The sequence below is a fragment of the Sphingomonas echinoides genome, assembly GCF_029623395.1.
Classification (GTDB): domain Bacteria; phylum Pseudomonadota; class Alphaproteobacteria; order Sphingomonadales; family Sphingomonadaceae; genus Sphingomonas; species Sphingomonas echinoides_A.
The window spans coordinates 1-11,507 of the sequence record NZ_JAPYKK010000061.1 but is presented as its reverse complement, the minus strand read 5'-3'; the positions used below and the strand labels follow the sequence as shown (position 1 = coordinate 11,507).

The 11,507-nt window shown below is 59.4% G+C and carries 10 protein-coding genes; 4 read left to right on the top strand and 6 right to left on the bottom strand.

What is annotated here, in order from left to right; all coding sequences use genetic code 11:
• Window positions 1–1,845: beta strand repeat-containing protein (locus QBJ92_RS20020; RefSeq protein ID WP_277971449.1), on the bottom strand; the 1,845-nt coding region annotated here is incomplete at its 3' end.
• A gap of 554 nt (window positions 1,846–2,399) precedes the next feature.
• Window positions 2,400–4,802: a TonB-dependent receptor gene (locus QBJ92_RS20015; protein WP_277971448.1), complete on the bottom strand. Its 2,403-nt coding sequence runs from the start codon at window positions 4,800–4,802 to the stop codon at window positions 2,400–2,402.
• A gap of 105 nt (window positions 4,803–4,907) precedes the next feature.
• On the opposite strand from QBJ92_RS20015, the gene QBJ92_RS20010 reads away from it, so the two are divergent.
• On the top strand, window positions 4,908–5,417 hold the full coding sequence (locus QBJ92_RS20010; RefSeq protein ID WP_431358443.1) for a homogentisate 1,2-dioxygenase: 510 nt from the start codon (window positions 4,908–4,910) through the stop codon (window positions 5,415–5,417).
• Between the two features lie 568 nt (window positions 5,418–5,985).
• Here QBJ92_RS20010 and QBJ92_RS20005 read toward each other — a convergent pair.
• Complete coding sequence (locus QBJ92_RS20005) at window positions 5,986–6,408, bottom strand: winged helix-turn-helix domain-containing protein (RefSeq protein ID WP_277971446.1); 423 nt, start codon at window positions 6,406–6,408, stop codon at window positions 5,986–5,988.
• 70 nt (window positions 6,409–6,478) lie between these two features.
• Window positions 6,479–6,685 (bottom strand): TOBE domain-containing protein, encoded by a 207-nt coding sequence (locus QBJ92_RS20000; RefSeq protein WP_277971445.1) that lies wholly within the window; start codon window positions 6,683–6,685, stop codon window positions 6,479–6,481.
• 162 nt (window positions 6,686–6,847) lie between these two features.
• On the opposite strand from QBJ92_RS20000, the gene QBJ92_RS19995 reads away from it, so the two are divergent.
• The 3 genes from QBJ92_RS19995 (at window position 6,848) to QBJ92_RS19985 (ending at window position 9,334) form a co-directional block, all read left to right on the top strand.
• A protein-coding gene (locus tag QBJ92_RS19995) for an IS3 family transposase (RefSeq protein WP_277971444.1) occupies window positions 6,848–7,968 on the top strand; the annotation gives its coding sequence in 2 pieces (ribosomal slippage) (window positions 6,848–7,097 and window positions 7,097–7,968; 1,122 coding nt in all).
• 124 nt (window positions 7,969–8,092) lie between these two features.
• A complete protein-coding gene (locus QBJ92_RS19990; protein ID WP_277971443.1) occupies window positions 8,093–8,566 on the top strand; it encodes a hypothetical protein in 474 nt (157 codons plus the stop codon).
• A gap of 225 nt (window positions 8,567–8,791) precedes the next feature.
• Complete coding sequence (locus QBJ92_RS19985; RefSeq protein ID WP_277971442.1) at window positions 8,792–9,334, top strand: CPBP family intramembrane glutamic endopeptidase; 543 nt, start codon at window positions 8,792–8,794, stop codon at window positions 9,332–9,334.
• A gap of 318 nt (window positions 9,335–9,652) precedes the next feature.
• Here QBJ92_RS19985 and QBJ92_RS19980 read toward each other — a convergent pair whose 3' ends face one another.
• Together QBJ92_RS19980 and QBJ92_RS19975 are read right to left on the bottom strand one after the other, a co-directional pair.
• Window positions 9,653–10,030 (bottom strand): VOC family protein, encoded by a 378-nt coding sequence (locus tag QBJ92_RS19980; protein WP_277971441.1) that lies wholly within the window; start codon window positions 10,028–10,030, stop codon window positions 9,653–9,655.
• A gap of 759 nt (window positions 10,031–10,789) precedes the next feature.
• A complete protein-coding gene (locus tag QBJ92_RS19975; protein WP_277971440.1) occupies window positions 10,790–11,413 on the bottom strand; it encodes a recombinase family protein in 624 nt (207 codons plus the stop codon).
• Between the last annotated feature and the right edge of the window lie 94 nt (window positions 11,414–11,507).

Here is an 11,507-nt window from a genome sequence, read left to right as displayed (position 1 = left end):
TAGGCCGTTGCTGCCGAGCGCCACGCTGCCGGTGCCGTCGATGGTGCGGATCGACACGTCGCCGGTGTGCGGCGCCACGTCGAAGGTGCCGTTGGCGGTGACACCGCTCGAGTTCGCCAGGCTGCCGCTGCCGGCAAGGCCGAGCGTGGCGCCCTCAGCGATGATCGTGCGGCCGGTGTAGCTGTTGCTGCCGCCGAGCTGCTGGGTACCGCCCGCGACGGTCACGCCGCCGCTGCCTGCGATGGTGCCGTCGAAGCGGTCGGCCGCGTCGGTAAGGACTAGGCCGTTGTTGCCGAGCGCCACGCTGCCGGTACCGTCGATGGTGCGGATCGACACGTCGCCAGTGTGCGGCGCCACGTCGAAGGTGCCGTTGGCGGTGACACCGCTCGAGTTCGCCAGGCTGCCGCTGCCGGCAAGGCCGAGCGTGGCGCCCTCAGCGATGATAGTGCGGCCGGTGTAGCTGTTACTGCCGCCGAGCTGCTGGGTACCGCCCGCGACGTTCACGCCGCCGCTGCCTGCAATGGTGCCGTCGAAGCGGTCGGCCGCGTCGGTAAGGACTAGGCCGTTGCTGCCGAGCGCCACGCTGCCGGTGCCGTCGATGCTGCGGATCGACACGTCGCCGGTGTGCGGCGCCACGTCGAAGGTGCCGTTGGCGGTGACACCGCTCGAGCTCGCCAGGCTGCCGTTGCCAGCGAGAGCAAGAGAGCCATCGGTAATGATGGTTCGGCCCGTGTAGGTGTTGCTCCCCGACAGCATAAGTGTCCCGGCGCCCGCCTTGGTTAGATCACCATCGCCCTCGATATCGCTCGAGACAGAAAGGGCATGACCGTCGGTGCTAATGGTGCCGCCCGCCGGCTTCAGCGTGATGTCCGAGCTTATAGTGCCGGTACTGGAGGCATGAAGTACGCCACCGTTCAGAACCGGTAAAACACGACCGGCAATTAGCTCGGCCGATGTAGCAGTTGTCGTGATCTCCGTTGGAGTTGGAGCTGGTGCCGCCGTACCGGCACCAACAGCAGCAGCAATGTTGGTTCCAAAGATGTAGCTGTAATCAACCGAGGCGCTTTGCCCTGCCAGCAGGTTCCCGATGCTGAAGCCGAGTCCGATGACGTTGTCACCGTTGCCGATATTGGTGCCACTGAGGTAAGAGGCAGTGTCCCGCGTCCAGGACGTCACAGCGGAGTTATGGGTGAATGCTGAGTTCGTGTAGAGTCCGATAACGTACTTTGATGACAGGGCTTCCGCATAAACTAGGTCGCTTGCTGGCACACCTGAGGCGCCACGAAAGTTGTTTGTCGCGGACGAGTCGCCGGGAGCAGCAACTGCGTCGGGGTCAATCTGACGCGAGAACGCGACATTAGTGAGATCGCTCAGTGCGGTGATGGTCGTCTTAATGCCTAGCTGCTGACCTCCTTCATTGAAAAAGTAGTCATTTGTAACAGAGAAGGCGCTACCGTATGTTCCTGTCCAAACCGCACGATTGTCGTACGTCGAACCGGCGTATACAATGCCGTTATAGCTTGTAAGTGTGCCGGAAAAAGCTGGCGAGTACGCATTGTTGTTAGAGACGGTAAAGCCGGTTGTGGCGTTACCGGTAATTGTAAATCCTTCAAATGGAGACCCAGGCGTCAGATAGTCGTAGGCCGGATTGAAGGTCCCTGTACCAGTACCATCATACAAAATGCCGGGCGACGTCCGTCCGCCCACCCCAAGCGTGCCTTGCTCATTCAGGCCAATCTTGATGAACACTCCATCAAGAACCAATGGTCCGGCGACTGCTGAACTCGCCGCCACTGACATTCCAGCAATTGCCGTCGCGAGCAGTGCAGCTTTGGCCGCGACCAACCGCGAGGTGCCCGCGCGATGGCGGATGGTACGTACGTTATGTGCCGACACTATGAGGAGCTCCCTGAACCAGGCGCGGGGCTATGCGAGTGAGGCTGTAAATTCAGGGTTAACGGGCCGGCTTTCTCGGCCTCAATACCTGACCAAAGCGGGCAGTAGGATTCTAGCAAAATGTCGCGAATGTTCTAAGTTTCGGACGTCTCAAATGTCGGCACTTTTGCAACAGTTGGATTGCGCCAAGTGGTGGACTGCGACGAGACTTTCGAACCGAGCTGCCCGATAGGCGCCTTCCCGCAAACGATGCTATTTTGGGAAAGGCTAGGCCGGAGGGGAACTGTTGCTGTGGCGAGCCCATCGACTGCACCAATTCCTACGCCAGGAACGCCTCCACTGTGCGATTTTCTCGACTGCCGGGGACAGATTTTGGGAAAGCGTGACTCGCAAGCGTCCGTCAGCGCGACCGAGGCGGGAGGTCCCCGCCCGACGTTCCCAACCGGGAAAGTCGGCGCGGCCAATCTATAACCGAGCGGTGCCTACTCTGGGAGGGCCGGGCCTTACTGATGTACGCGGAAGGTCACTCCAAACGTGCGCGGATCGCTCGGGGTCGCGAGGATCAGCCCGGAGTTGCCCGCCTGGATAGTCACGTTTTGGATGTAGTCACGGTCGAACAAGTTGCGTGCGAACACCGCCAATTCCCATCCCTTGTTGCTGCGATAGCCTACGCTGCTATTGACCACAGTGTAGCTGCCGATCGTCGTGAAGCGTGATCCGGTAGGATCGCCGAACTGCTTGCCGCGGTAGTTGGCATCAGCGTGCAGGAAGACGCTTCCGTGCAATCCGTCGATGGGTCGGAGATAGTCTCCGCCCACGGTTGAGGACCACTTCGGCAAGCCAGGCAATCCAACGCCGCTTAAATTGCAGGCCGTCGTGGTGTTGCCGATCAGCTCGATCGGGCACGGGCCGGCGGGATAGCTGGCATATTTGCCGTCCGCATAAGCGACCGATGCACGCAACGACAGGTCGCGTGTGATTGCAACGATAGCATCTGCTTCTACGCCTGTAACAGTCACCCGAGGGATGTTTGCGAGATATGTGCGCAGCGCCGCAGCGGCGCGTGTATCACTCACGTTGGTTTGGAAGTCGGTGACCCGTGTATAATAGGCGTCGATGTTGAAGGTCAGGCGTTTGTCGAACAGCCGGGTTTTCAAACCTACCTCATAGGCTGTGTTCTTTTCCGGGCGCACGACTGCGGTGCCGACCGCCGGCAGGTTCTGGTTGTTGAGCGGTAAACCGGACATATTGATGCCGCCAGATTTGTCGCCGCGCGCATAGCTTGCATAGCCAAGGACGTTATCCGTTGCCTGCCATGCGATGTTGGCGCGCCCGGTGAGGGCACCGTTGTTGACCTTCGCCGAATAGGTCTGGCCGCGCAGGATCGAAAGCCTGGCGTTGGTAAGCGCGGCGTTGGTGGTAGCCGGCCCCCCGAACACGAACGTGTCGTAAGTCCCGGTCTTGTGCTCATACGTGTAGCGCAGCCCACCGGTCAGTGTAAGCCGATCGACCGGGCGCCAATTGACTTCGCCGAACGCGGCATAGCTATTCGACTGAAAGTCGGTGCGGCCATCGGTTCCGTAACCATCGAGCAAGTTCGCGGGGACCGGCGTCGCATTGGTTCCCGTGGTCGTGCCGATCAAGTAGCGGGCGGCAGCTGGACCATAGATTGAGATGGGCCGCCCGATCACGCGCTGACGGAAGAAATAGAGCCCCCCCACGTAGTTGATCGCATGGTCGCCGTTGGAGGCAAGCCGCAGCTCCTGGCTATATTGATCTTGCCGAGATGGGATGTGCTGCTCGATCTGGATCGGGATACCGGTGTAATCGCGATCGTTCGCGGCATCCCAGTTCCAGAAGCGCCAGGCGCTGACCGAAGTTAGTGTCGCACCGCCCACCTTCCAATCCGAGATCGCCGAGACGCCGCCCTCGTTGGTCTTCACCCCCAGCTGGGCATCGATGTCCGTCACGCGGTCATAGGGATTGGTGCTGGGTGGCGCGTAGTTGAATTGCGCGGCAAGGCCCGTGGGTCCTGCGAACTGTCGCGTAGCGGTGCGGGGCACGTCGCGCGTTGCAACCCGGTAATAGACCTGGGTGCAGCACTCGCTTTCGAAGTTGGTAAAGTCGGCACTCAGCTTAAGCTGGAAGACGTCCGACGGCTTGTAGAGCAACTGTCCGCGCAAGGCCTGGTTGCCGATGGCGTTTTCTTTCGCGCCGGTCCGTACATTATCGATCACACCATCGCGGCGCGTGCTGACCGCCGAGACGCGGAACGCAAAATTATCACTGATCGGCCCCGTCACGGCGGCTTTGGCCTGGACAAAGTTGTAGTTCCCGTAGGACAGCTCGGCGTCGCCCCCGCTGGTAAAGCTCGGTGCCCGCGTTGTGATGTTGATAGCGCCAGCCGTGCTGTTCTTGCCGAACAATGTCCCCTGTGGCCCGCGCAGCACCTCGATCTGTTGGATGTCGCTAAAGTCGAACGCGGCTGTGGCCGGACGGGCGTGATAGACCTGGTCGACATAGAAGCCGACGCCGGGCTCAAGACCGTCATTGGCCTGACTGACGGCAACAACACTGCTGCCGAGGCCGCGGATGGTGAAAGCCGTGTTGCGCGGGTTAGCAGAGCTGTAATTGAGCGCAGGCACGAGCTGCGAAAGCTGTTGCGTGTTCACCGTGTACGAACGGTCGAGCAATGCTCCGCTGACCACAGAGAGCGAACCTGGGATACGCTGCGCATCTTCCGCGCGACGACGTGCGGTGACGGTGATGTCTGCCACACCAGTCTGGTCTGCCTCGCTGGCCGCGGCGGATGCGGTGGCTGCATCGCCTTCTGGCGTGCTGCGCTCTTGTGCATAAGCAGGGGTCGCAAGCGCGATAAGACTCGTGGCGCAGAGCAGGTAACGCATCGGAACTTTCCCTTTGTCGACCGGCACGTCGCTATTGCAGGCTTTACCGTTATCTATATTCGGCCATATACAGATAGAACGTGATTGGAAAAGCTCTTGCCGACCATGATGCTAATTCCGCTGCTTGCTCTTGCTGCAGCCCCCCAAACAATGTCGGCGATGGACCATCCGACCGTCGCTTGCCCGGCTACAGTGGCGCCTCTACCGGCTGGGCTGGAAGGATGGACGCGTAAGCAAGCCGTTCGCGCCGGAGCCACAGCAAAAGTCGCGACGACGCTCCCACTCGGCGTTGGCGTCTCGGCGACCCTTCTGCCGACGCCGAAGATTGCTTATCCCGTCCGCCCGCAAAAGCCCGGCGGATCGGTCAGCAGCGGCGGGATATTTGCGTTCACTGTACCCGTCACCGGTCGCTACCGCGTTGCATTGGGCGCCGGGGCATGGATCGACGTTCTGAGCGGCACAACACCGGCAACGTCGGTATCGCATAGTCATGGTTCTGATTGCACCGGAGTGCGCAAGATGGTCGATTTCGACCTAAAGCCGGGTCGCTATCTGCTTCAAGTGGTGGGTAACCCCTCCGCGACGCTGTCGCTCATGGTCGCGCGTATGCCGTGACGATCATAGATTGCCGATCCAGCAAGCAATGAACCTTATCCCGCATCGGCAACTATATTCCGTGGAATATAGATAATCGTACAGGTGGACGGACTGCCATGAAGATCAGGATCGACATGACTGGCCTGCGCTACGGGCGCCTCGTCGGCGTCAGCTTCGCGCACAAGAGCCGAAGCGGTCACGCGCATTGGCTCTTTCTATGCGACTGCGGCAATGAGATCGTAGCAGCAGGTGGAAACGTGCGGTCCGGCAGCACCGCCAGCTGTGGCTGCCTGCATCGCGAAATCAGCGCGGCCCGACTGACCGAACATGGCCATCGCGCACGCAAGCACCACGACGCCACATATCGAGCTTGGCAGCGCATGAAGGTGGAACATGACTCCAGCACCGTTTTGCCGGTGTGGTCCGACGATTATGCCCGCTTCCTTGCCGACATGGGGGAGCGACCTAGCGACACGGTGCTGACGAGGGCCGATGCGACAAAGCCGTTCGGCCCCGGTAATTGCTGTTGGCTACCGGTAGCGAGCCGTTCGGTCCGGGCAACGAACGGGTGGATGAAGCGTCGCGACTACCTGCCGGTTTCGTCTGCAGGTTTGAGAGCGTTGACCAACCAATCGAAGTCTGTGCCACGAGCTGCGGCGACCATACGCTCCTCGATGCCGCGGTAGCTGGCCAGCACCCGCTCACCAAACGCAGTAAGCTGGGCCCCGCCAGATTTCCCCCCGCCGACACGGGTTTCAACTACCGGCTCTATCCATGCGTGATTGAGGCTGTCGACTAATAGCCAGATACGCCGATAGCTCATTTTAAGTTCGCGCCCGGCAGCAGAGATGGAACCGCTACGACCAATGGCGTCGAGTACAAGCGCCTTGCCTGGCCCGATCGCCGGGTCCGAACCTCTCAGTATCTGAACATTGACCTTAAGCGGCCCATCAATAGCCAATTGCTCGTCTCCATGCCGGGCACGTCTCGTGGCCTGCACATTGGCCATAACCGGTCGCGGGCATGAGTGTTACCGCGCACGAGATGCGGCTTCGCCCCTCACCCCAGCGCCGCCCACATCATTTTCCGATTAGCACATCACTCGCTTTGATCAGAACCGTTACCTGGTCGCCTTCGCCGAGCGCGAGGTCGGCTATCGCTTCCTCGGTAATGTTGGCAGTAATGACGATGCCGTTCCCAATATCCACCTTGACCGATCCGTTCACGGCTCCTGGGTGGATGCTCGCTATGCGACCTGAGATTTGATTGCGGGCACTGATTTTCATGGTGATTGACCTCGAGGAGCAAAGAGATCGAGCGTTAGCAGCATCAGGTAATCGGCGTCGATCGTTTCCCGTTTCCATGCTCGTGACTGGTTTTGGGAGGGCGTGACGTGCTCCCCAGAAATCATGCCATTGGTAAGTTAGCTCGTCAGATGGAGACGAGTGATGCGGCGAAGCCGATTTTCCGAAGATCAGATCATTGGTGTGCTGCGAGAGCATGAAGCGGGCGTGAAGACCGCCGATCTGTGCCGCAAGCACGGGATCAGCGATGCGACCTTTTACAGCTGGAAGTCGAAGTACGGTGGCCTGACGGTGTCCGACGCGGCGCGGTTGCGGGCGCTCGAGGACGAGAACCGCCGGCTGAAGAAGCTGCTGGCGGAGTTGATGCTCGACGTATCGGCGCTGAAGGATCTGCTGGGAAAAAACTGACCCGGTCTGCGGAGCGCTACGCTGCGGTGGAGAAGCTGATGGCCGATCACAGCTTCTCCGAGCGTCGCGCCTGCAGGCTGATCGGGGTCAATCGGTCGGCGTGGCAATATGAGCCGCTTCGCGGGCAGGACGATGCTGTCCGCGAGCGGATGCGCGAGATCGCCAATGAGCGCCGTCGGTTCGGCTATCGGCGGCTGGCGATCCTGCTCAAGCGTGAGGGCAAGGGTATGAACCTGAAGAAGGTGTATCGGCTGTACCGCGAGGAGCGGCTGACGGTGCGCAAGCGTGGTGGCCGCAAGCGCGCGCTGGGCACGCGGGCGCCGATGGCGATCCCGCAGGAATCCAATCAGCGCTGGTCGCTCGACTTCGTATCGGATGCACTGGCCTGCGGCCGGCGGTTCCGTATGCTGAACGTCATCGACGATAACAGCCGGGAGTGCCTGGCGTGCATCGTCGATACCTCGCTGTCGGGTCGGCGCGTCATCCGCGAACTAAGCGCCATCGCCGAACGTCGCGGGCTGCCGTGCATGGTGGTCAGCGACAATGGCGACGAGCTGACCAGTCACGCCGTCCTCGCCTGGTGCCAAGACACCGGGGTCGAGTGGCACTACATCGCGCCGGGCAAGCCGCAGCAGAACGGCTTTGTGGAATCGTTCAATGGTCGCTTGCGCGACGAGTGCCTGAACGAACACCTGTTCCCATCGCTGGCTGCGGCGAGACGGATCATCGAGGCATGGCGGACGGACTACAACACCGTGCGTCCGCATAGCAGTCTTGGCGGCTTGGCACCCACCGAGTTTACGAACCGCCCTCGCCACGGGCATATGGACACCGAAGCTAAGTTATCAGCGGCCTGAAAATGGGGAGCACGTCATAAGGGATCGAAAAAAGAGAACGCGCTTCATGTACCGGAAGAGCTGTCATATTGGCTGAGGGGCTGTATGCTTTGTATGCAGCAGGCAAAGACCAGGGTGTGGGCGAATGACGATAGCGGCAATCGTGTTTCTTCTTTGCTGGGCTACCCTTATCCGTGACGCGCGCACGCCTATCACCCGTTTTCTACACCGCCTGACGGTGGAGATTCCCGCTGCAGCGTTGAACCGCCTTGAACCCGGGCACATCGCATTGGCAATTGTCGTAACAATGTTGGTCGTTGTGCATCTCAATGCGGGAGATAGCGACCCGATCCGCATGGTTGCGTTGTTTGCCCCAGAAGTCACCGTATGGCTTGCCAGCCTCGAGATCAGCGCCATTGTTGAGGCGGTCGTAGCCTTGGCTGCTGCTACGGCGGCATTGCGCCGTTTAGGTATTGCCGCCACCCTCACAAGAATTTTCGTCTCTCTGCCACGACACCCTAAAAACAAGGTAAATCGTGCGCGGAAGGGACCACGACTTAACCACAAAGTGCCTTCGAACGATGAAGAGGACGGGGTGAGGTTCGCGCTAGCGAGCTGAGCTTAACAGTTCGTCGGAAACGGCTTCGACAGCCGCTCCACTCGGATACCCCTGTCATCATGTCGGCCATGTGCGCCGACCCTTCGCCATAGGTGCGACTTGCTTGACCATCTTCTAGCTATTTTGCTGCTTCTCGTTGTCCCGATGCGCGCGCTTTGGCGCAGCCGACCTGGACGGACCGCCTCTCGCACTAAGATCACCCGTTACATAACCACAATTGGGATGGTGGCCGGGTTGCTCGCTCTATTAGCAACCAGCTGGCTTATGACAGGTCGATCCGCACAAGCGCTTGGCCTTAATGCTCCTACATCGACACCTTCGCTGATTGGTCTTGGCGTCGCGATTTCAACTTTTATTGCCCTGTTCCTCAGTAAAAACAAGAAACCTAAGCCGTCGCAGAGGGAGGAAATAGACGCCGTACGGCGGGATCTATTTCCTGAAACACCAAACGAAGTGAAGCTGTTTCTGCTTTTGAGCCTTGCAGTCGGAGGTGGATGGGAGATACTCTATCGAGGTTTTCTTTTGTACTACCTACCGGCAAGGATCGGTCTATTAGGTGCGATCATCATCGCAGCCCTTGCATACGGCGCGGCGCACGGGTTCAAAACCCCAAAGCAATTCGTAGGTAGCGTCGTGTCTGCGCTGGCTTTTACTATTGCATATGTCGCCACATCAAATTTGTGGTGGTTGATACTGTTACACATAGGGGTAATGCTATTCGGCGCCATCGTCAGCAAGGCCATCAGTGGTGATTTAGAAGCCAGTTGATTGGTGATGGATCTTTCCGATTGGGAAGGTCGGGCGAGATGGGAGTGACCTGATCCCCTCGCTGCGACCAATGCGACCGCTTTCACAAAACCCGTTCCCAACTGCACTTTCCCCAAATGGGCGGTTGGGGATGGGGAACTGGGAATGTCGGCGTAGTGCTTGAACGGCTGGTTTCGGGACGACAGCCGATCGGCGGAACGACTGAGATTGGGCGCTTGCGGACTGGCAGCTTTCCCACACGATAGATGCCGGTCGGCTTTCAGGCGCCTTGGACACCCGAAAAGGGTTTGAACGGCGATAGGTGGTGGGGAGCGGACGTCAGGCCATCAAGGCAGATGGCCATCCGATCCGAACGAGAAGGCCGTCAGGGCCTGCAATGCCGACCTCGTAGAGCCCCCATTCTCGATGCCGGAGAATGCCACCTGGCCGGATGACAAGATCGTCCACCCGCGCGGCGATAGCCGCTACATCTGGCGTTCGAATGAATACACCGAACGGATTGTGGGCTTCTGGAACTCGCCATTCCCCTTGACCAGCTTGGGTCAGGTGCAGTTCGCAACTCCATCCTTTCATGATGAGATAGTCTTCGCTGCCTCCAGCACGCTCGAACCCCAGCCGCTCCCAGAATGGTATTGCGGCCGCCAGGTCGTTACTCGGAACGATCGCGAATGCTCCGACCGCAGGCACTTGTGTCATCCTTCATCTCTCCCGTTCCGCTGCGGGGATGCCGTTGATCGGCTATGCCCGCCATCGGGCGATTGCCGATCGGCAGCTTTCCCACACGATAGTTGCCCGTCCGGTTTCGGGTAGGTCAGGTCGACCGCCAGCGCCGGAACGGCGAAAGGTGGTGGATATCTGCCGTTCTCGACGTGATGCAGAACTTGTGAATTTCGCATCACGAAACGTCAATAAAGGCGATTAGCTGCCGCCTAATCTACGCATACGCGAATACCCACATGGCCGCGCTCGACGCGAATGCGGCATCCAAATGGTGAGTCCGTTGCAGCGCAAAAACCAGTTACCTTCTTGCGAGGTGATGGGATTGGCTTGTTATTCGAGTTCTTGAAAAAGCAGCCAGCTTTGCATTGCTTGGAATCGCTACAGACCTTGCCCGCATCTGGCATCGGACTCTCACAGCCCTCATACTGCAAAAGCCCCATCCTGTGGACCGTGCCTTTCAGAGCAAGGCAATGTTTGACGGCTTCGGGGGACAGCTTCGATTGATCTTGAGCAGCTATCGCGCTCGATCCCCACTGAACGGTCATCAAGATCATTATGAAACTGCGGTATCCCATTGGTTCAACATGACAGGCGGCGTCTATGCCTGCAACTGTGCGGTAAGCAGTCGCTTTGCGCTGCTACCTTGATGCAAAACTTTTGACCTTTGCATCAGGAATGGCCGACTTTGGGCGACAGCGGAAGGTCAGCTTTTTCTCCCGGAAGCGGTCGCACCGGCTATTCGCCCTTCCTGAGCTTTAGGTCGCGAGCGAGCTTGGCAAGAAGGGTGCGGCTACATCTGGTCGCGTCCATGATTTCGCGCCATGATCGGCCATCGCGCAGCATGGTAGCGATCGCGGCATTCCGGGCCTTGTTCTCCGGACGCCCCTTGTAGAGGCCGGCCGCCTTGGCACGAGCGGTTCCTTCTGCCTGCCGGCGACGCCGGTCCTCATAGTCCTTGCGCGCGACTGCCGCGAGCACGTCCAGCATCATACTGTTTACGGCCGCGAACATACGGCCTGAGAAATCATCAGCAGCTGCTGCCAAGCTCCATGAGGTCGGAAGATCGAGCGCCACAATCCGCACCTGCTTTGCGTCGATTTCGGCACGTAACCTGATCCAGTCGGAGGCGCTGAGGCGAGACAGCCGGTCTACCTGCTCAACCAAAAGCACGTCGCCAGGCTCACTATCTGCCAACAGGCGAAATAGCTCGGGACGGTCCAACTTGGCCCCGCTCTCATTCTCCACATAACGCGCCGCGATCCGAAGCGCTCGCTCGGCAGCAAAAACATCAAGAGCACCACGAGCACGGGATGCGTCCTGCTCGGAGGTGGAGGCACGGAGATAGGCGCGGATGAACATTGTTTCAGTCTGCTATGAGCAGTCTCTATACGTCCAGTCTTTTTTACGTTGCACCAGCGCCTAAAAAGAACCGCGCTTAGCCCGGTCTTGAAAG

Excerpts from the sequence above, each read along its gene's own strand:
- QBJ92_RS19975 (WP_277971440.1), bottom strand. The coding sequence starts at position 11,413 with ATGTTCATCCGCGCCTATCTCCGTGCCTCCACCTCCGAGCAGGACGCA.
- QBJ92_RS19990 (WP_277971443.1), top strand. The coding sequence starts at position 8,093 with ATGACGATAGCGGCAATCGTGTTTCTTCTTTGCTGGGCTACCCTTATC.
- QBJ92_RS20005 (WP_277971446.1), bottom strand. The coding sequence starts at position 6,408 with ATGGCCAATGTGCAGGCCACGAGACGTGCCCGGCATGGAGACGAGCAA.
- QBJ92_RS20010 (WP_431358443.1), top strand. The coding sequence starts at position 4,908 with ATGATGCTAATTCCGCTGCTTGCTCTTGCTGCAGCCCCCCAAACAATG.
- QBJ92_RS20000 (WP_277971445.1), bottom strand. The coding sequence starts at position 6,685 with ATGAAAATCAGTGCCCGCAATCAAATCTCAGGTCGCATAGCGAGCATC.
- QBJ92_RS19980 (WP_277971441.1), bottom strand. The coding sequence starts at position 10,030 with ATGACACAAGTGCCTGCGGTCGGAGCATTCGCGATCGTTCCGAGTAAC.
- QBJ92_RS20015 (WP_277971448.1), bottom strand. The coding sequence starts at position 4,802 with ATGCGTTACCTGCTCTGCGCCACGAGTCTTATCGCGCTTGCGACCCCT.